This window comes from Citrobacter sp. BDA59-3, from assembly GCF_015167655.1.
In the GTDB taxonomy this organism is placed as follows: domain Bacteria; phylum Pseudomonadota; class Gammaproteobacteria; order Enterobacterales; family Enterobacteriaceae; genus Phytobacter; species Phytobacter diazotrophicus.
Genome location: NZ_CP063427.1, coordinates 2,337,065 through 2,357,421, shown reverse-complemented (window position 1 = coordinate 2,357,421; position 20,357 = coordinate 2,337,065). Strand labels below are relative to the sequence as shown.

The following is a 20,357-nucleotide window of genomic DNA, read 5'->3' as shown; positions in this document are numbered from 1 at the left end:
TCCAATTAATAATAATCGGATTTTCCCATGAAAAGTTTAATAGTACTCAGGAGCCAGAAGTGAAGTTGAAGGAGCTATTGATGAAAGTTGTGAAAGTTGTAAAGGAGCAGGTTATAAGTACCGTTATATCGGGAATAATATGCATAGTGGCTACAGTAGGGCTTTTCCATTTCACCTCACAGCCAATCCGATCTGCTGATGTTCGTGAAAAATTAGTTGAAATGGCTCGAGCCTGCATCCAGCAGCAGTTTGCCACACATTTATACTCAGTGGCGTTTGACTCAGTGGCGAGTGAGTCCCTCGACCTAAGCACCTCAAACTCCGTAGTAGTCTACGGAAGAGCTGTGAGCACAAATGGTGCCTCTAGCCGCTTCCTGATGATCTTCGAACCCTCCGGGCAGAGTTTGATAGATAAAGTGGTTGGCAGACCTGGATTCTACGATATTGGGTATTGGGCAATCATCCCGGATGCAGGGGATGACGAAGTCGTGGCTTCTTCAGTGAGCATTGAAGATCTCGACAAAGATGGTAACAAGGACATACTTGTCCGCTTAAAGTCAACTTACGCGGATGGCGTATCCAAAGGGCTTCTTATACTTAAAAAGGATATCCATGATGTATGGCATTTGATGGGGCTTCCATCAATGACAAAGATCATGTATTCCATTGCCGCAGGTCAGTCTCCCCAGCCGGAAGGCCTTCACCCTTCACTCTCGGCAATACAATGGTTTAGTAATGACAAAAAACTCAAACCTAAGTCTGATATCAAACAATACCTTAATTGGAAAATTGACGAATATAACTGGCAAGTCACTGATACCACTGGTAATCATTCTGTGTGGATGTTCAGAAATGGCACGAAGATAAAAATGTTCGAGAATGGACAAGCAGGCTACAAGCACTTTGGTGTACTGGTCAACATCGATGATGACGAGGCGATACAGGGAAGCCATCATCTCATGGTCAGTTTTTTTAAGATAGAGAATAATAGTTTGGTTCCTGATCCGAATTGGAACTGGGCTCATCCCATGTTCTCTATCGGGTTAGAGGATAGCCAGGAAGTGGAATTGAGTGAAATGCAGGAAGCGGGCTTACAAGCTCATGTTTCAGGGAGTTCCGTTTTCGGCCTTACAGAGTTTGGGAAAATGGACTCAGATTAATATTCGCTAACCTTATCAACGAAGAGCAGGTCACAGACATAGCCTATTATGTTTTCAGAGGAGTAGGTGCTCAAGAACGCCCCCTGATAAGCCGTAAATTCTGTCGCGCAAAATCGTCTCAGATGATGCAGGGATATTAAAAACACCTTGACCTGTTCACCATTAATTGACACGTTGGACTGGTAGCTAAACCTTCATCAGCAGAAAGGTATAAACCTCCGCTAACCGTTCGTAGCAGAACTGATCCCTATGCGTGGCGCTAGTAGTTGAGGCTGCTAACATCAAACTGCGTTGAGAAAAAAGAACATGTCAATTATGCTTGATTTGTATTAGCCGTTTTTTGCCGAAGTAGCATTGAAGCGCAAACTTAGCCGGTGCAACCAGCGTTGGCTCTCCATTGAGCCAAATGCGAATATTCTTTGTTTAAGAATTATTTTTATAAGATAATCCCTCAAAGTTGAAAATATACAGGACTCACTGATGTGCGCATACAGACCCCCAAGCGTAAGGAATTTTAAGCTATTCATAGGTGAACTTACAGCAGAAGCAGCTGCAGTTCATATTTCATTATTAGAGTCCATAAAACTCGAACATGAAAATGAGAAGTATTGGAGTGAAAAGGCTGAAGAGGCAAGTATAAAACTTGAAGGCATAAAATCTGAACGAGTAATAAATAGTCAGAATAGACTCGCTATTGTAGCGCTTTATAGTGGATTTGATTTATTTCTGGAAGAAATTGAATCCGAATGCAAACACTTTGGCTTTCAGTGGAAAAGAACAGATAAAGCATCTCCTTTAGAAATTTTACAGAGCAACTTTACTAAAAAACCATTAGATAAAACATATTTTCGGTATGAATCTGACTCTGCAGATTATTTTAGGCTATTACGCAATTCAATTGCTCACCCAAGTGTGGAATGCAAAAAGAAAGCAATTGAATATTATAATTCTAAGAGAAATTCCCTCAATTTCGTGCAAGAAAAATACACAATGATTTCGGCTCCAAATGAACCAAACAACTTATCATTTCATGATATTAAGTTTTGGTGCCAATTTCTTTTAGACTTTACAGAACAAATGGCTGAACTTCTTGAACCTACGGAGAAGATGATTTTTGATAGTATTCCTTTCAATACTTGGAGAAAGTATGGGAAAGATCACGCTAAGATAAAAAAAGTTGCTAAAAACTATATACATTCACAATACTCTTATGACCTTGACAAATCTGATAAAATCATAGAAAGTTTCTACGACTCACTCGCTTAATAGGTAAAGCAACTCCCTTCATAAGAGCCTTGCAATAGGGCTCTTATGAAGGAGTAGCTCTGAGTTCGATTCTCAGGTGAGTCACCAGCTAAAGCTAAACTGATTGTTAGCAAGCAAATCTTTGTTTCAACCAACCTTCTAAATATAGAATAGACAACAGTGGTAAGGTCTGCACCTCGCTCAGAGCAGACGTTCCTTATATCTGGCTATGTTGATCTTTGGGCAAGAGGTCATCACACTGAGTTTATCAACTGGTGATGAGCCTTAGCTAACTGAATGGCCCTTTAATGTTTTTTCTCAATCAAAAGGTATGGATGAGCCCAGTCAGTAACCTCTTCACATGAAACAAACCCATCGTGCTCCAGTGCACATACCCCTTTGTGGCTGATGACATAATCGTACACAGCCTGGCTTTCCAGGCCCTGTAACATGTGCGACAGCAGCTTACGTCGCATCACATCCGACTTCCAACGTTTACGTGATGCCTTATCTTTCCAGGTGATGTTGAAAGGCTGCCCTACCGCATTAGTAACGCATTTACCGTAACGATTGGTTTTTGCTTTGGCCTCGTAACTATCCAGCAAAAAAGCCAAATCTCGCCGTAAAGGCTTCAGAAGGCGTTTCCAGCGTTTCAGTACTCGTTCAGCCTCTGCCTCACCTAGCTCACGATTCAACAAGCGTCGGGTACTGGATTTAAGTGATAGGGTAACAAAACCAGCATTGAATACACTGGAAAACCGGAATTGCTTAACCAGTTCTTCCGCAATACGTAGTACCCGGCAGATATAGCTCGTTTCCAATACTTCAAGGCTCTTTGCCAAAATACCAATACTCAACAGCTCATGCCGCAGAATCTCAAACTGGCATCCCTTGATGTCATAATTGACACCACGTGCCAGACACACCCATTTAATACCAGAAGGCAGGCTCTGAAAGCCTGTGCCAACCTCAAAGGATCTTCCGCCAATGTACGCGGTTTTATAAGATTGCCTGTAAGCCACCGTCAACGGTGACTCTTTCACCAGCTCCACGCCTGTTTCAGCAAGTCGAGAGAGAAAATTGAAAATGAATACTTTATTCTTCGTAGTGGGATTCTCGTTATAGTAATCCAGCAGTGCATCCAGATTGATTTCAAGCGGCTCAAGATTGTTCCAGACTCCCACAACCAACTCCCTGAAGGCAGCGCTAGGGATATCGCGTTTAGACTGCTCATGTTTGGCATGCTGCCCTCGATCAATGGCAATCCCAATCAGTTCATCAAATGAGTAACTTTTACGCTTGGTGAAAATATCCGTCAGATAATGGTAGCGATCCTGACGGCTAAGGTATGCCTCGCGGTCGTTGCCAAACAACTTACGCAAAAAAAGCTTAGAAACAGCATATTCCCGGCAAGAGCTTTGAGCATTGGAATACCCGGTTAGTTTGATAATTCCCGCGCATACCAGTGCCTCCATTGCACGCTCCTTGGTCGGCCCACTTTTCTTGAATACTCCAGGGAGTTTCGCCCTACCCAGCTCAAAGGGTACTGGCACAGAATAAGACCATTTTTTATTCGCCTTAATCTTTGCTTTTTTCCTGTTCTTGCGACTACAGGTAGCAACACAAATAACGTGCTGGAGAAATACTGCAATATTACGATAAAAAGGGCGCCGTAGACCTGGAACACCATGGTAAGGGATACTGAAAACAACTTCTTTGAAATAATCCAGCGTTGAATCTGTGACAAGAATATTGTTGTACGTAATATATGGCTTCATAATTCACCTGTATATAGAGATCATAGCACCATGCTCTGACCCCATTTATTTACAACTGAATTACTCAAACCTTACGTGAACCCAACAAGGTTCAGATGGTTATTAGATGATGATAATATTGGAGGCTGGAGCCTCATGATAGCTGATACTGGATAATGGCTATAGTATGTAATGACATGTATATAATAATACAGCAACAGACCGTATATATAGCCCTGCAGATGCAGCTATATACCTTGCAGACGAAAATAGCGAATAAATATCAGCTCAGCCAGAATGGGATTAGCGGATACGTAAAACGTTACCGGTTATTAAGCGGTGGAACTTCCTCCCGGTGATATTCAATAGCGGTTATAGGCGCATGTACACATTCTGGAATTTGATCTTTTGATACCTCAACTTTGCTCAAAACCGCCGATCCTAGCAATTGTCAGAGTCAGGGAAAACCATAGGCGGTTTCCCCCTACCATTGTACGAGGTGCGGATCTGACCCAAAACGATACCGGTAGTTAGTCGGTCTACCACGCCAAAATCCGGCAACGTTGGGCGGTCTGGAAGAGTGTTTTTTTCAGATCACTCATTTCGGTTCTGCCTGTTAGCCAATCAATCAGCGAAGTAACTGGCCTGTGACTCTGCCGGACTGGTCGCCATACAACAGACTGATGACGAAGCGGAATACAGCCCCCCTTGCTTATGGCCGAATTGCTGGTAAAGAACCGCAGCCCAGCTCAGCGTGAATGCAGAATTGCACAGTCAGAGACCGGCTCGCCTACGAAGCCGCAATCACTCAATCACTTTTCCATAGCGCCAAATGTTTTCATCATGGTTAGCCTGCCAGTGCTGAGTAGTGTTGATCATCCATTTTCAGCAACTATGCGAGTTAACGCATTTACATACCCTCCCGATATCCTCTTTGAACGATTTCAGCGAAAAGCTCATCAACAAACCTTGTTGCGATTATGGGTATTCAGCGACAGAATGGTCATCACAATCGATCCGCATTTCAACAGATTGCGATCACTTACAACGTAAGGTTAAGAGGCTTATGAATACCGATTTGATGCCCAATTTCTGGAAGCTGTCACACGGCTGGAAGGAGTTCTCATTCCTGGATATGGTCGAATGTATTGATGAAAAGCTCGTCTACATTCACCGCACGACCGCTGGTAAAGGGCAGTCTTCTGTTAACCAGGCAGAGGAATTTGTAAACGCTCCGATTGGTGACTACTTCTATCTGACTCACGGTAATCAGGGTGTATACCTGCTTGGTCAGTTCACTGGTCCGGTTAACTACTTCACAAAACACAGTGATGGTTGGATGGACAGACCATTCCGGCTGATCCACAAAGCCAATGCCAGGGAGGCGTATTATGGCGTCGAGAAATGGTGGACACCTAATCACAACTCAACTTTTGTTAAGGTTCCGCACCACGAATATAATTTATTTGAAGAGCTGATATTGACGCCCTATTTCGATATCAACCTGAAAGATTTTTAGACAAATCTCAAGGATGATGTTCCAAGGAGAAAATCACTAAGCAATCACTGTAAAATAATAAGGGATAATGATGATTTATCAATGCTATTCATGTTCTAGAACAACCTTCGAAACAAGCTGTCCGTGGTGCTCTCCAGATGTATCTGGAACATTTCGGCAAATGACGCCATTAGATCCATCCTATTACCCTGATTTCCAGTACCAATCTAAAGGCATCATAAAAGATTTATTCGGTAAGAAGAAAGAGCAGTCTCAACTCAACGCCCTACTTGAAAATGTTCTTTTGAAATATGCTACACTGAAAGACCCTTATTTTACTAATTTCATTCATACATCAAGATTTTCGTATAACAATCAAGATAGTAACAGTAATATAAATAGTGAACGCAATAGTGATTATTCAGAGATCAGATTATTCCAGGAAGTACTGATTAGAAAAGGGTTCAACGAACTGGAGCAATTACCATCATTGTTAGATAAGCTATTGCTGACAACTTCATTCAACTCTATTTATTCAGGGTTTGCCCGTGAGGTTAAACGACATATCAAGCCAACCCTTACCGAGACATTAAAATCATGGATAGAAGAGGCCGGTACAACTTATCGTGCGGACCTTTCCTTATTCCTGTATTACCTGTGGAGTAATAATATTCAGTACCCTGCTATAGCATATAACGAGCAGGCAGAAAGTACACCAGGCACACCATTATTATCATTTGACTCTATCGAAAAATTCCTTGCTATCTGCGAGAGTATATATTTTGATATTTTAGTTGACAGATTAGCTACCCGCCTTGAACATTTTAATCCAAACAAATTTGTCACAATGTATCTTGTCGATGCAATGGATGGGTTCCAGTTTGAGGCCTTCCTGGTTGAAATATTCCAGACTATAGGATATGACGTTAAAGAAACCAAGAAAACACAGGATCAGGGGGCAGACCTATTCGTCACCCGTTTCGGGAAGAATATGGTTATACAGGCAAAGAATTATTCTGGTTCAGTTGGCAATTCGGCAGTGCAGCAGGCAATTTCAGCAAAAGCATTTTATGGGTGTGATGAAGCAATGGTTGTGACAAACTCTTACTTCACCCGGTCTGCTAAGGAATTAGCTGATTCTGCAATGGTTCGTTTGATTGACCGAAAAGAACTTCAAAACTACCTGGATGATTACAATCAGAAAATAATTGAAGATTTCCAGTCAGAATCATGAGGTCACAACGGAGTGGTTATAGGCCACTCCGCTCCCCCCTTATCAAGCTGTAAAACTATTCTTTCATAAACTTATCGAACTTGTTGCATACAAAACAATACCGGCGACCCACCTGCTTACGTTTATAAATAATCTGAATGGTACTGTACTCCTTGTTCACATCAGATAATAATATTCCCTGCTTTGTTAATAATGTCAGAATGCCTTTGCGCTGAGATTTCGACAAGTAGTTGTGTACCAGATCCTTATCAACTGCATATACGGCACGGCCTTTAACTTTGTGGATAATGACCGGTGTCTTTTTAATCGCCGTTTGGGTTACGCGATCATTTCCAATCAAATTTAAAAGATCATCCTTTTTACAAACATCAATAATTTCTTTCAAGGAGTTCCCTATTAGGGGCTTAGTCATTTCAGGTTCAGATAAAGCCACCTTAAGGGAGTTCAGGTAGCAGGTTGAGATCCCCTTCATAACATCCTGCTTTGTAAATGGTAAAACACCATATTTCACAGCCATGGAACCTGCTACATAAGCGATGGCAAAACGTTTGGCGATACGCACCTGAATGCCGGAGTTACGATCTACCTTGTGCTTATCCAGAAAGAACTCAATCCCTTTTTCAAGCTTCCGTTTCACATTTTCACGATCCTCCTGAATATCAGCCACCAGACGCTTGAGAAAGGCTGGTTTGGCGCTTCCGTAATAGTGGTGAGTTGCATCCTTGATCGCATGAACAAGTTCGTTGCTGGAATTAACATCATCTGGCAGTGATTCGAAGATCCCCATTTCAGCACCAGCATCTGCATGAACATCAATTACACGCACATTCTCGCCTTCAAGGCGCTCAATGTTCCCGTTAGCAGCCAGTTGTTGAAGACTGCACTCGCCCGTACTGAAAATGCTCACCTGCCATTCAGCAACTTTGTTCTCATAAATTGCCGAACGTGTTTTCCCTTTACCACCCGATAACGTGTACACGCGGTTCTGCATGATTTTAGCGGCCGCCAGTACGTCTTTATCTAACAGCTTCGACTCATCGAGAACCAGGTAGCTGTCGTTATGGGCCACGGCAATCTCCTCAAGCCCTTTATCCGTATTGTTCCACAGTACGACAATGTCTTTCGGCGATCCTGCTAATGACGCCAGCATGTAGGCACTGGAGGTTTTTCCTATACTACTCATCCCCCATAAATGAAACCCGCCCCCTTCCATACCTGAAAGCTTAAGGAGAAAGCCAGAAAATCCGCAGCACAGAGCCAACATAATGCGCGAGCTATGTAGCGCGTATGGAGCAACATTGATTTTCCATAATTTTAATGTTTCCTGTTTTCCCTCGACAGGTAAATGATTTTTTGAACTGGGGTGTAATATTGGTTTATCTCCTTTTATCTCACCAATGACTTTATCATTAGCACGTAAATAAGCATCACCATAAAAACCGGGCTTATAACAGAGTGTGATTACCTTATCCGTTTCCTTAACGACCTCCTGATGCGCCCGACTCCAGTATTCTTTAGTTACATTGGGATTATGCCCACATTTTAATAACGTTTTTTTTAACTCTAATACACTGACAAGTGCTAAAGCAGGGACAAGTACACGTGTTGACTCCAGCCCCTGCGAATCAGTGATTTTAATAAGGCGGTATGCAACTGGACATGATTCGGAAATTTTTGTACGAGCCAACAATGTAACAAGTAAATTTTCTTCTTTGTCACTTAATTTTTCTTTATATACTTTCATTAACAGAACCTCATTTTTATTTAAAGATCCCCTCGCAGTTATTACTATTAACGTCGTAATTAGGGCGTAAGGGATTCCTTGCATGATTTCTCATACAATATTATTATTTGGCAGAAAAATGCAGAAACGGTTTACGGCTGGTACATATCGCTAATAGATCATGACATTATTTTAATATCAAATGGTCACCATACTTCCTTACCTTATACATAAAGGTTAATCCTGCTGCCCCAATAGAATCTAACTTAACCAGAGAATCAGCATATTGCTTACTCAGTAGACGATATTTTTTAGTCCATCGCTTCCTTTTTCTTTCGTTGCTCCCCTGTAAATAACCTTCAGCATACTGAACTGACTCAATTCGCCCCCAAATAGCTTTAAACCGATAACTTATCTGTCGTAATGGGGCTTTTAACTTACTTACTAGCATGGGGCGATTTATTACATTTCCCCGCGTATTCATATTGTTCTTGTTCTTCATCTTGATACGTAGCCTTTTTATAGCCTTCTTGTCATTGGGAATGATAAGATGAAAATGGGGCATCCACTTTTTAATATCTATGTGGTAATCCATTTCAAACCCACCGATCACCATTCCAGAGAAGCCACATTCATTTAACCAGCGACGAAGCCGTGCTATTAATGCATCGGGCTGCCATTTTAATAGTTGATTGTCACAAAATGCATCCTGATAGAATATTAAAGTGATACTTCGCCATTTTTTGCTTTTCTTACATAAACGGAGCACTTCTCCAATCATTTCCAGTCGGTGTTTCCTGAAGCATTCAGGGCATGCAGCACTTCCGCAAGGATAAAGTGGATGACACTCTTTAAGTTTTTTAAAGAGATCCCTATAAACTTTCCCTTGGTATTTCTGCAATGATTTTTCCCTGAAACACTTTTCCGCTCGGACCTTCTCCACTGTTTCAAATTTCGGTAATGCTTCGGCTAACGCTTCATTCTTATCACTTAACCTTGCCAGTGGTATTTTCATTACTCTCCTAATTGATTTATTGTTGGGCGCTCTTCAATCCAACGCTGGATATCCTCATCTCGCCAGGCAACGGAACGATTTCCAGTTACCGAAACCTGATTTGGAAAATTTTTATTAGTAATCAGGCGATATAACGTTGCCCGGCTAATGGCACAGCGCTTTAATACCTCTTGAATCTTAATTAACTTGCTCTCTTTCATGTTTGCCTCCCCGTTAGCTGATGGAGCCATTTTATCAAACTCGAAATATCAGGCTTACAGGAGAAGCGGCTCTTAAAAATAAACAAATTCTTGGATTTTCCCGGCTAAAACCCTGATAGTTGAATCCTAAGAGCCGCTTCTCATCATTGAGGAGTCCTCGACTCTAAAAAGCTCAATTAATAGTCATTATTTTGTAAGAATTTCATGTACTGAGAGGTCATTGATGGCAAATAACAGCAACAAAACCGACAAAACAGCAGATGATACTGTTCTTTTTGATATCAAAGACATTAAACGCCAAAGGGATGCGGCAAACAAAGCCAGGAAAGAGAAAAAGTATACGGACTCAGGATTTTCAAGAACAAAGATATACTTAGGAAGGGACACTTATGAAAAACTTGCCGCAATATTCGAAGACCAGCGGGGAGGTGTACTCAACATTGGGGGGCGTAAAGACATTGATTCACTTAGCCGGGTTGTCAGCTACTGCATCAATAAGGTTTACAAAGAGGTGCATATCAAAAAGAAAGGTGGTCAGTTAGCTGATGTCACTCCCGCTTTTAACGCAAAAAGTCAGGAACTATACGATCTCTACCAGGCTGTGAGCTTCATGCATAGTAGGGGGCTAAGCATCGCTAAGATCAGAATGAAAATGCATGCTGATGGGTATCCTGCCCCCAATACATTCACGCTGAAGAGTTCGGGGAATCGTTTATCGGTCTGGACGGAACAGCAGGTAAGAGACTTGCTGGATTTAGAAATCCTCAATCAAGATATTGATGACCTTCAGAAGCGCTGATATCGACTGTAATGAGTTACCAGCATTTAAGCCGTTTGCTGGCGTTTATTTTCATGCTATCCCCCTGTTTCAGAAAGCGGAGTTACCAAGGAATAAGCTATGCCTTTTGATATCGACCAAGACGCACTTCGGGCCTCAGTATTCAAACAGCATTATGTTCCCGCTGTTGAGTCAATCGGAAAAATTGGGCGTTACTGGTTTGGAGGAACAAGGCAGGCCGCCTCAATGGTGGCATCCTTATTAAGAGAAAGTGGGATGTCGATCATCTTACATAATGCACCACCTCGCTGGGAATTCGTGGTTTACCTGACAGAAAGTGACGTCAATAGTGACGACCTAGATAAAATTGCGCTTCGTCGACATGAGCTGATTGAACAAGGTGTTGCAGAACGGGATTTACCTCTTTAATCATCACCAGCACCGCAACCTCTGTGATGCTTTGGCTTTCATGTCATCATCACGATAGTCGTACCGGGTTGTGGTGGTTATGTCGCTGTGCCCTGCCAGCTGGCGTACAGTGTTAATATCCACGCCCTGCTCTAACAAGCGCGTAATGAAGGTACGCCGCATGTCATGAGGAGTAAAACGCGCTATACCTGCATCATGCTGTAACTGCTCCAGGATGCCGGTTAAACCGGTCGTTGTCATCGGCTGGCTGGCGACCCTGCCGTTGCGCTGAATGCGGTTAAACAATGCATCCCCGGCCTCTTTCGCGCCACTGGCTTTAATCCATGCGCGGATGGCTTTATCTACCGCTGCCGCAACATGTATCTCCCGGTATTTACGCCCCTTCCCCTGCCTCACTGTAAGGATGCCGTTGTCATAGTCCCGGCACTCAAGGCTGACCAGTTCCCCGGCCCGCAAACCCGCACCGCAAAGTGTCATAACAATGGCGGTATCACGACAGCAGCGGATACGTTGCGGATGCCGTTTAGCAGCCTGAACGAGTGCACGAACCTCCTCCCGGCTGAGTGCCCTTCCCTTGCGCTGGTTATCGCCATTTACGCGCTTAACGGCCCGGATACGGGCAAGGGTGTCCGCCTCCAGGCAACTGAGGTTAAAGGCCGTCTGCGCAATGCCCCGGAGTGCTGACAACGCCATGTTGACCGACGACACGGCATAGCCGTCATCCAGCAGTGCCGCACGTACTTTAGCGACAGCGGCGAAGCTAAGTTGTTCCCAGGGATAACTGGCCGCATCCGCACCGCGTTTGAGTATGCTGGCGCTGCGGTTTAACAGGCTGGTGATACCCCTCCGTCCCGACGGGGCAAGACCGCTGATATAAGCGTCCAGCACGGTGGTTTCCACTACCGGCGAGACCTGGCGCAGCGCAGCCCTTCTCATGCGTTTAACCTGCTATAACATGTATTAAACCAGGTAACTGTCTGCATCACACCAGCCCTCGTTCAGCCAGTGATACCGTCTCCGTCCCGGCCACAATAAAGTGGTCCAGCAACCGTACATCCAGCATTTGCAGTAGCTCCTGCAGCCGCTTAGTTATCCGGATATCGCACTTGCTGGGTTCTGCCTCACCGCTGGGGTGGTTATGCACAAGGATGACCGCAGCGGCGTTATGCCTGAGTACCCGCTTAATAACCTCACGGGGATGAACGCTGACCGTGTTTAACGAGCCCCTGAACAGCATTTCGCGATGCAGAAACTGGTGCTGGTTATCGAGCAGGATGATGCCAAACTCCTCATGCTCCAGCAGGGCCATTTCATACATCACGTACCGCCGTACATCATCAGGGGAGCAAAGCTGAACGCCACGCTGGTAGCACCGGCTGATAATGTCGCGGGCCTGGTCCAGGATGCGGGTTTCACGCAGGGTAAACGTCGTCATGTTCAGAACTCCCGTTCGATGAAGTAAATGGCTTCGGGAAACAACTGGCGTCGGGTTGCGCCAGCACGAAAGGAGAAAGCTTTGCGGGGCATGGAGGTTCGCCCGTTGCTGTCGAAGAACCAGAGCGTTTCTTCGTCCATTCTGGTGATAAGGGACCAGTGGAACTGGTCGCTGAGCATAATCAGCCGGGAGTGGTCTGTTACCGCCAGAAACCGCCTCATTTCACTGAAAACCCGCCCTTCCACAAGACCGCGACTTCCGTCGAAAGGTTTGGTGATTTGGACCGGAAACTGGCGGTGGTAGTGGCCTTTCCGGAGTACCTGTGCAATCAGCCAGTCGAGCCGGTTTTCATCTATCCCTTCGGTCAGCCATTCATGCAAAGGCCAGCGTTGCTGATAGGCCTGAAGAAGTCGGTTCACGAGTGGTTTTCGCTTCACCCGACCGTCATACAGCCAGCTCAGCATATTCACCACACAGTACGCGCCGCAAAGACAGTCAAGCTCTCCCTGTACAGACGCGTGGATCCCTCTGTTAGCAGTCACAGATAATGTCTCCATCAATAATTAGCTGTCAGTGTGGCGGGATTAGCTTTCCCACATAACGGTGAGTGTGTAGATATTCAGGAAGTGGTAATGAACGAAATTTCTCTGCCAGAGTGCAAAAATGTCGCGCCCTTCCCCTGGGGGTAAATCACCGGCATAGGACAGGAAGACATAGCGCTGGCTCCAGCTGATATCGATTTCCTTTTCGAGCTCCGGGTCTGTCCCCATATATTTGAAGTCAGTGATGTAATCGAAATACCATTCATCGTTGCTGGAAATAAGCCTTATTTCGACCGGGTGAAAACCACCATTCTCAGCACTGTAATTGATATCTTTGAACAGCAATGTAACAGCACGAATATTCGGTTTAACTGGCGGCTTTTTACTGAGCTCAGCCAGTATAATATTAATGAGCTCCTGACTTACGGGCATGGACAGCCCTTCCTGACGGATAATATTCATTGTATTTATTCCGGTAAATATGCGTTTGGATTGATGACACAAACCACTAATTAACCCTAACCCGTACTGACTTTTCAGACGATAGACGTCCTCCCGCCAGAAGGGATATAAAATGAAACGCTAAGTTGGCTATTAGTTTATGCATCAGTTACTGAATAATATGACACTATCCAGTAATGACATTTTACCAGGAATATACTTACAAAGCAAATAATTTCACTAGGGAACTAATTTTCCAATATAAATATGCTAACCCAAATATTTATTTCTAAAGAAGAATGGCATAATGATTTACCTCCATGGCAGGTGGGCAGGGTTCCGGGGTGGTTCCTCCTGCCTGCCGTGGCGGGAAATAAAAGTAACCAGTTAAAGTTATTTATTATCGGGCGGCTATCCCGGCACAGTAAATAAGCTCATTACTGGTCTTTGAATTGCTCAAGCAAGCGCTCCCGCTCTTCCTGGGGAAGTTTCATTATTTGTTCAGCCAGGAGGGATACATCCTGATGCTGGCTGAACAAATCTTTGGTCACCTGCTTTAAAGCCTGCTCCATCAGCAATGCACGTGACGCTGGCGACATGTTACGGAAAAGCTGAACCCACAGACTCAGCTGTTTATCAGCTCCCGCAACGCTGAATGCGTCATCTTTGGCCCTGCTTCGTTCGTTTTCAAGCGACATCGCAGCAGCACTTATATGGTAAACCACACCTTTGCCGACTTTTCGCTTACGCCGGATTTCCGGGTGGATCTCTGCCAGCTTTTCAAGGCGCATTCTTGCTCCCCTTGCAGTGCCCGGCATCCCTTCAATGCGCGTAAATTCGTCAGCCGTCAGCCAGTCTCTGGTTTCATCTGCAACCGTGGAAGGTAAGGTTTTTTTGTCCATATTAGCCTATGCGTTACTCATCTAAATTCTTTCAGATATCAATGCGTTAATTCAAAAATCATCAAAAGATAATAAAAATACTTGAAAGGTATCTTTTGTTTGCATTTAATATCTGTGTACTGATTCCATGGAGTTAATACAGTGCCTAACTCAACAGCATCGCAGAAAAACCGGGGTAACGGAAGTTCCGGGAACTGGCATCGTGCCGATATTGTGGCTGCGCTGCATAAACGCGGGCTTACTCTTGCAGCCCTTTCACGCAGCCATGGACTCGCTCCCCGCACACTGAACAATGCTCTGGAGCGCCATTACCCTCGTGCGGAACGTATTATTGCAGAAGCTCTGGAAACGACGCCGGAGAGCCTATGGCCGGAACGATATGCCCTTAAGTCAGCGCGGCAAAGCAAGTAAGGAAGACAACAATGGCGACGACCATTACAGAAATAACGGAATGTTTTGAGTATTTTTTCAGTTCCCTTTACCGGCGTGAATTTGTGAAAACGCTGCGTCTGAATGAATGTAGCGAGCGGGAACTACTGCCATTAGTACGTTGCTATCTGCTGGGTTGGTTTGCGGATAACGTATCGCCAGAAGTCAAAAGCAGGCTACCAGGAACGGTATCCGGGCATGGTTTCATTGATTTTGTGATTGATGATGTGGCCGTTGAGTTTGCAGTCCGTAAGCCAACAGCAGCTCGCTCCAATGTCTCCGCAACCGTAAACAGCACGGAAGTGAAGAAGCTAATGAAGCACGACGGCAAAGCCCTGCTTGTACTGTTCGACTTCTCTGACACGCCCTATTCAGAAGAACAGATTGAATCTTTCCGTAACTGGCCCTCCCTGGGTCGGGGGAATCACCGTAAATCAGCTTTCAACGTTGTGTATTTCTTTGTGGAAAAACGCAGGCCGCTGGCACTGGGGAAAATCACCAAAAACATTCGTATCAGCTAACAGGATATTTAATGATGAAGAGAATTATTACTGCATTAGTACTGACAGCCTTAGCCCTCCCGACAATCGCAGCTCAATACGCTAAGCCAGGTGCAGTTTTAACGCTAAAGCCAATGAACGGTAATGCAGAGTTCAGCATCAACGCATCAACCAAAGATGGCTCAGGGATCTGCAACATGGAAGGTACAGCACAACAAATAGCTGCTGGTGAGAATCAGAAACGCCGTTGGATCTGGAACGATAGTTCCAGCCAGTGTGTTGCTGTGCTCAGTGAAATGAATAATGGAAAAACCAGCGTAATGACTCGTGGTTGCGAAGGATACTGCGGGGCTTCGGCAGCAGGCGCAATGGATGGTCAATACAGCAAAAAATAATAAAACGGCACTTTGATTTGAAGGAAAACAACAAATGAAAATAAATATACTTCTGGTACTGATTGCAGCGAATTTAATAGTGGGCTGCGGCGATAAGACACCCAAATGCAATAGTGATGACGCTAAGAACCTGGTCGTTGATATAGCACGGAAAACGATAGAGAAAGGAATGACGCTTGATAAGGATGTCCGAATTTCTGTGGAAAATGTCAGGACAGTAAGCCATGAGTCAGGTCTTGACGTTTATCAGTGTGCTGCTGATCTAACTTTCGCCAAACCAAACATGAAAGACTCATTGCCTATTACGTATCGGGTACAGAAAACAGAAGATGGTAAAGGGCAGTTTTATATAAATGTATTTGGTTTATGATAGTTAGACTGCTCTGCTCCCGGTTTACCGATGCAAAAAAAACGTTAGGTCTGTACCTCGGTCATTGCCATCAATAGTATTTGCGTAGTGCATATCTTGTGGCAGGTGGTTACCCACATCATCCGGAGTTTTCAGTTAAGTGGAGTGAATACGATAATCAAGCAAAATCGTCTATAGGAACGTTGCAGTACTGTATTCTAACCGATCACAGCGCCATAGAAATGATCTCTTCCCAATATCGGTGCCAGGTTAAATCAGAGATCCGGGCCTATTTTCAGATTTCGGATAAATTCTGCCGGAGTCTGGTTATTTAACGAGGTATGTGGCCGGTACTGGTTATATTCCTGCCGCCAGTGCTCGACCTTCTCCTGGGCATCTTCCAGTGACAGGAACCAGTGCACGTTCAGACATTCATCACGCAGACTACCGTTAAATGACTCAACCAGGGCGTTATCTGTGGGCTTCCCGGGGCGGGAGAAGTCCATCGTCACCCGGTTTTCATACGCCCAGCGATCCAGCGTTTTCGAGATAAATTCGCTGCCGTTGTCCGTCTGTAGCCGCTGTGGTACCCGCTGCTGTGTCTGCCTGATCCGTTCCATCACTGCGACCACATCGTCACCGCGAAGTCCCTGGCCTACCTCGATCGCCACGCATTCACGACTAAAATTATCGACTACAGTCAGGGCGCGGATCCGCCGTCCGTTGAACAGATTATCAGCAACGAAATCCATGCTCCAGCACTGATCCACCGCGGTCACTGCCGGGCGGATACGCCTGTGCCTGGCCGTCACGTGCCGCCGCGGCCGTTTTGACTGCAGGTTCAGCCCCTCCAGACAGTAAATCCGGTTGGTTTTCTTGTGGTTAACCAGCCAGCCCTCGCGCCGCAGCAGGATATGGATCCGCTGCACACCATAACGAATGCGGGTTTCCGCAATCTCCCGTATCCGCTGCGTGAGGGCCCGGTCATCGCGGCAGCTGCGGTAGTGGTAGACCGTCCGGCTCTGCATCATCAGCCGGCATCCCCTGCGAACCCCGATGCGGTACGCCGCCAGCAGGTATTCCACTGCGTCGCGTTTCTGCACCGGCCTCAGAACTTTTTTCGGATGACGTCCTGCAGCATTTCTTTGTCCAGACTGAGATCGGCGACCAGCCGTTTCAGGCGGTGATTCTCTTCCTCCAGCTGACGTAACCGGCGCAGCTCGGTCACGCCCATGCCGCCAAACTTCTTCTTCCAATTGTAAAAAGTAGCCTCAGAAATGCCCATCTTTCTGCACACTTCCTCCACCCGCGTGCCGGTTTCGGCCTGTTTCAGCGCAAACGCGATCTGTTCTTCGGTATAACGGGTCTTTTTCATGTTGGATATGCCTCTCAGTGAGATGAAAGAAAGACCGGAGACTTCAGTTTAGCCTGGCACTGTTTTCAGGAAGGAGATCACAGTTTGACGCCAAATGAATCAGAACGATTGTTCTGGAAAAACTCTAAAGCTGTGGCCAATTTTTGTTGACCACTACAAGCATTGAGAATTCAATGTAGTGGAAACTCAAAGCACCAGTTCAGATGTACAGACTGGCAAAATAACTGGATCATTACGGATATGACTGATAACACGCAGAAAAAAAACAAAGAGACGAACGAAATCATCATCGACTTGTTCGCCCCCAATCTTCCGGGCAGCACCAAGGAAGACGACTTAATCCAGAAAGCATTGCGTGCTCAGCTGGTTGAAAGCATTCGAAGCTCGATTACTCTCCCTAAATCCAGCAATCCATCAGGGGTTGTCCGATTTATTGACGAATCAGGCCGTAATGTGTTCTTTGTGGATGGTACTCGCGGTGCAGGTAAAACCACCTTTATCAATAGCGTGGTCAAATCACTGAACAGTGACGCAGGTGATGCCAGCGCCAGCATCAAATGTCTGCCGACCATCGACCCTACCAAGCTGCCGCGTCATGAACCCATTCTGGTCACGGTGACCGCCCGTCTGAACAAAATGGTATCCGACGAGTTAAGAGGAGACTGGTCGTCGAATAGCCATAAAAAACGAAAGGAACAATGGCAGAGTCATCTTGAACAGCTCAAGCGCGGTCTGCATCTGCTGACTGACAAGGAATACAAGCCGGAATATTTCAGTGACGCTTTGAAGCTGGATGCCCAGCTTGATTCCTCCATCGGTGGCCAGAATTTGTCGCAAATCTTTGATCAACTGGTTGAACATGCTTGTGAAATTCTCGGCTGCAAGGCCATTTTGATCTCGTTTGATGATATCGATACGCAGTTTGATACGGGTTGGGATGTACTTGAATCTATTCGCAAATTCTTTAACAGCCAGAAATTAGTGGTGGTGGCGACCGGGGATTTGCGCCTTTATTCCCAGTTGATTCGCGGTAAGCAATACGAAAATTACAGCAAAACTTTGCTCGATCAGGAAAAAGAGAGCGCCCGCTTAGCCGAACGGGGCTATATGGTGGAACACCTTGAACAGCAATATTTGTTAAAACTGTTCCCGGTTCAGAAGCGTATGCAGTTGAAAACCATGCTGCAACTGGTGGGAGAGAAAGGTCAAGTTCAACACTCTGAAAAGATTAGCGTTTTATACAGTAAAAGCACAGATGGCATAAAGGTCAATACAGTTAGGAGTGCTTTGGAGAATATTGTTTCGAATGGTTTGAACATACGGGTTGGCTCCGATCTTGATATGTATGTTGATGAGCTTTTGAAGCAGCCGGTTAGATTGTTAATGCAGGTGATGCAGGATTATTACACCCGTTTGCAAGAATCTAGTATAACTGAAAGTGTGTTGCTGAGGGATTCGTTATATGGAGCAATGCTTAGCAGTATTTATAGGGTGGGCTTGAATTATGAGCAGCATCGGTTTGGTATGGATTCTTTGTGTGATGATATATTTAGATATTCGCGTCAGGATCAAGAGGTTAATACCGGATTTTATCTTCGACCTCAATCAAGTTCTGAAGCTCTTAGGAATTGCTCTGTTTATTTATCCTCTCAAGTAAGTGCTTTGTGTGGAGGAGGTCTTTCACGAATACTTCAACTTATGCTGGTTGGATGCGGCAGTGTCAGTCTCTTTGATCATGTGAAGAAGCGACTTGGAGGGGATGTAGAGAAAACTCGACCAAGTATAGATGTAGAGTTTAAGTCATATATGTCAATTGGTCGTCGTGAAAGTGTTACCAATTGGGCTAATAGAAGTTGTGCCGTTATCTCTGATGATGGGTTGCCATCCCAGTCAGCAGGTGTATATCTTGGGATGATACAAGTAAATAAGAAAAATCGTGGTGAGAAAGGAGTGTATAAAGCATTAAATATAAATTCAGAAAGTGGATTGGCGAAGCTTGCTGTTGCAGCCTCTCTTAGCTCTTCATTGACGCCAGTCCCATCGGATTTCCTGTCAGTTTTCAACCTAATTGGCGCCATTGCTGATCTAGCGGATATTGATACGAAAAGTCAGGTGGAAGATGACACTGTCTCAGAAATAAATATGGGCGAGCAGGTATTTAATAAGGCTTTACTGAAGGTCTTGGCGAAGCCCACTTGTGTTGCGCCTATATGGTCTAAACATATGGATAAAGGTACAGTCGAGGAGGTGGAAGATCAGGACATTGTTAGTGAAAAGGAAATTAGTGAAGCAATGACGGCGCTTCTTGATTGGAATCGCCTTGTTCGTCAAGAATCATCTAGAATAAAACCTTCCTCTATATTGATTGGTAAGATATGGACCCGGTTGTTTTTTAATTTGTCCTCCATATCTGAAAAGCATAAAACGTTGCTTGGTGGTGATGAAGATGCGCATAAAGGAAAATATGCAAAATATACCAATGCTGCAAAAATCATGCGATTTAATGTATTGGCATTCCTTCATGCGGTATTGGTTGAAGAAGATGCTTATCATCGGATTGACGAGAACTCATTGTCTAGTATTTCTGTTAAGTTTAAGCAAAATCCCGTCACATCTGTTGGTCAATTTGTCACCAAGCTGGATTCAATAGGGAACTTGGACGGGTTGATAAAAACTCATCCGATTTTTTCTCTCATTATAAAATGCCCGTTAATACATCCATTTCTTTTTCCTTTTGGTGGGATTAATTCGGCCGATACGCAACTCCTCCAGCAAGAAATTTCCTTTCTTGATTGTTTGGATAAGATTATTGGCGGAGAATTCCGAAAGAATGTGGATTTCGATAATTTGGAAAAAAATGATTCCTCATTTTCAGGTCTGGGAATTAGGAACTTGCATGTCACCAGTATTGCTGCTGCGCCATATGATTCAAAATCGGCAAAGTAAGATA

Annotated in this window: 21 protein-coding genes and 1 tRNA gene; 12 read left to right on the top strand and 10 right to left on the bottom strand. The window is 44.7% G+C overall.

Features of this window, described 5'->3' with window-relative positions:
• Nucleotides 1-80: 80 nt before the first annotated feature.
• From IP582_RS11070 to IP582_RS11060, 3 genes are all read left to right on the top strand, one after another.
• Nucleotides 81-1,160, top strand: a complete 1,080-nt coding sequence (locus IP582_RS11070; protein ID WP_193795974.1) for a hypothetical protein — start codon at nt 81-83, stop codon at nt 1,158-1,160.
• Between the two features lie 480 nt (nt 1,161-1,640).
• Nucleotides 1,641-2,426, top strand: coding sequence for a hypothetical protein (locus tag IP582_RS11065; protein WP_193795973.1), 786 nt, complete (start codon nt 1,641-1,643; stop codon nt 2,424-2,426).
• Nucleotides 2,412-2,513 (top strand) — tRNA-OTHER (locus IP582_RS11060). Before IP582_RS11065 ends, IP582_RS11060 begins: the two co-directional genes overlap by 15 nt.
• A gap of 197 nt (nt 2,514-2,710) precedes the next feature.
• Here IP582_RS11060 and IP582_RS11055 read toward each other — a convergent pair.
• A complete protein-coding gene (locus tag IP582_RS11055; RefSeq protein WP_193795972.1) occupies nt 2,711-4,183 on the bottom strand; it encodes a hypothetical protein in 1,473 nt (490 codons plus the stop codon).
• 1,045 nt (nt 4,184-5,228) lie between these two features.
• Between IP582_RS11055 and IP582_RS11050 the strand changes: the two genes are divergently transcribed.
• Both IP582_RS11050 and IP582_RS11045 read left to right on the top strand, forming a co-directional pair.
• Nucleotides 5,229-5,681 carry a hypothetical protein gene (locus tag IP582_RS11050; protein WP_193795971.1) on the top strand — a complete coding sequence of 151 codons (453 nt, stop codon included), beginning with the start codon at nt 5,229-5,231 and terminating at the stop codon, nt 5,679-5,681.
• Between the two features lie 70 nt (nt 5,682-5,751).
• Complete coding sequence (locus IP582_RS11045; protein ID WP_193796243.1) at nt 5,752-6,894, top strand: restriction endonuclease; 1,143 nt, start codon at nt 5,752-5,754, stop codon at nt 6,892-6,894.
• Nucleotides 6,895-6,949: 55 nt separating this feature from the next.
• Here IP582_RS11045 and IP582_RS11040 read toward each other — a convergent pair whose 3' ends face one another.
• The 3 genes from IP582_RS11040 to IP582_RS11030 form a co-directional block, all read right to left on the bottom strand.
• Nucleotides 6,950-8,638: a DUF927 domain-containing protein gene (locus IP582_RS11040; protein ID WP_193795970.1), complete on the bottom strand. Its 1,689-nt coding sequence runs from the start codon at nt 8,636-8,638 to the stop codon at nt 6,950-6,952.
• Nucleotides 8,639-8,804: 166 nt separating this feature from the next.
• On the bottom strand, nt 8,805-9,632 hold the full coding sequence (locus IP582_RS11035; protein WP_193795969.1) for a hypothetical protein: 828 nt from the start codon (nt 9,630-9,632) through the stop codon (nt 8,805-8,807).
• Complete coding sequence (locus IP582_RS11030) at nt 9,632-9,832, bottom strand: AlpA family transcriptional regulator (protein ID WP_193795968.1); 201 nt, start codon at nt 9,830-9,832, stop codon at nt 9,632-9,634. Before IP582_RS11030 ends, IP582_RS11035 begins: the two co-directional genes overlap by 1 nt.
• A gap of 223 nt (nt 9,833-10,055) precedes the next feature.
• Between IP582_RS11030 and IP582_RS11025 the strand changes: the two genes are divergently transcribed.
• Nucleotides 10,056-10,631, top strand: a complete 576-nt coding sequence (locus IP582_RS11025) for a hypothetical protein (protein WP_228007973.1) — start codon at nt 10,056-10,058, stop codon at nt 10,629-10,631.
• A gap of 99 nt (nt 10,632-10,730) precedes the next feature.
• Complete coding sequence (locus tag IP582_RS11020) at nt 10,731-11,039, top strand: hypothetical protein (RefSeq protein ID WP_193795966.1); 309 nt, start codon at nt 10,731-10,733, stop codon at nt 11,037-11,039.
• A gap of 3 nt (nt 11,040-11,042) precedes the next feature.
• Here the strand turns inward: IP582_RS11020 and IP582_RS11015 are convergent, their stop codons facing one another.
• The 5 genes from IP582_RS11015 to IP582_RS10995 all read right to left on the bottom strand — a co-directional run bounded on the left by IP582_RS11015 (nt 11,043) and on the right by IP582_RS10995 (nt 14,359).
• Nucleotides 11,043-11,975: a site-specific integrase gene (locus tag IP582_RS11015; RefSeq protein WP_193795965.1), complete on the bottom strand. Its 933-nt coding sequence runs from the start codon at nt 11,973-11,975 to the stop codon at nt 11,043-11,045.
• Between the two features lie 46 nt (nt 11,976-12,021).
• The gene (gene radC / locus IP582_RS11010; RefSeq protein WP_193795964.1) at nt 12,022-12,474 is read right to left on the bottom strand and encodes a DNA repair protein RadC; all 453 of its coding nucleotides are present in this window, start codon (nt 12,472-12,474) and stop codon (nt 12,022-12,024) included.
• Between the two features lie 2 nt (nt 12,475-12,476).
• A complete protein-coding gene (locus tag IP582_RS11005) occupies nt 12,477-12,938 on the bottom strand; it encodes a hypothetical protein (protein WP_193796242.1) in 462 nt (153 codons plus the stop codon).
• Nucleotides 12,939-13,058: 120 nt separating this feature from the next.
• Nucleotides 13,059-13,478 (bottom strand): DUF2787 family protein, encoded by a 420-nt coding sequence (locus tag IP582_RS11000; RefSeq protein WP_228007971.1) that lies wholly within the window; start codon nt 13,476-13,478, stop codon nt 13,059-13,061.
• A 416-nt stretch (nt 13,479-13,894) separates the two neighbouring features.
• Nucleotides 13,895-14,359, bottom strand: coding sequence for a hypothetical protein (locus tag IP582_RS10995; protein ID WP_228007970.1), 465 nt, complete (start codon nt 14,357-14,359; stop codon nt 13,895-13,897).
• A 141-nt stretch (nt 14,360-14,500) separates the two neighbouring features.
• Here IP582_RS10995 and IP582_RS10990 point away from each other — a divergent pair, with 141 nt between their 5' ends.
• Genes IP582_RS10990 through IP582_RS10975 form a run of 4 tightly spaced genes read left to right on the top strand, consistent with a single transcriptional unit; the run spans nt 14,501 to nt 16,053 of the window.
• A complete protein-coding gene (locus tag IP582_RS10990; RefSeq protein WP_193795963.1) occupies nt 14,501-14,770 on the top strand; it encodes a helix-turn-helix domain-containing protein in 270 nt (89 codons plus the stop codon).
• Between the two features lie 11 nt (nt 14,771-14,781).
• Entirely contained in the window at nt 14,782-15,309 is a 528-nt protein-coding gene (locus tag IP582_RS10985; RefSeq protein WP_047370582.1) for a hypothetical protein, read from the top strand.
• Nucleotides 15,310-15,323: 14 nt separating this feature from the next.
• Nucleotides 15,324-15,683, top strand: coding sequence for an acyl-CoA dehydrogenase (locus IP582_RS10980; RefSeq protein WP_193796239.1), 360 nt, complete (start codon nt 15,324-15,326; stop codon nt 15,681-15,683).
• Between the two features lie 34 nt (nt 15,684-15,717).
• A complete protein-coding gene (locus IP582_RS10975) occupies nt 15,718-16,053 on the top strand; it encodes a hypothetical protein (protein WP_193795962.1) in 336 nt (111 codons plus the stop codon).
• Nucleotides 16,054-16,307: 254 nt separating this feature from the next.
• Here IP582_RS10975 and IP582_RS10970 read toward each other — a convergent pair.
• Nucleotides 16,308-17,407 (bottom strand): IS3 family transposase gene (locus IP582_RS10970; RefSeq protein ID WP_193795961.1). Its coding sequence is split into 2 segments (ribosomal slippage): nt 16,308-17,146 and nt 17,146-17,407, totalling 1,101 coding nucleotides; the frame shifts between segments, so codons are not numbered across the junction.
• Nucleotides 17,408-17,647: 240 nt separating this feature from the next.
• Here IP582_RS10970 and IP582_RS10965 point away from each other — a divergent pair.
• Entirely contained in the window at nt 17,648-20,353 is a 2,706-nt protein-coding gene (locus IP582_RS10965; protein WP_193795960.1) for an archaeal ATPase, read from the top strand.
• The last annotated feature ends 4 nt before the right edge of the window (nt 20,354-20,357 follow it).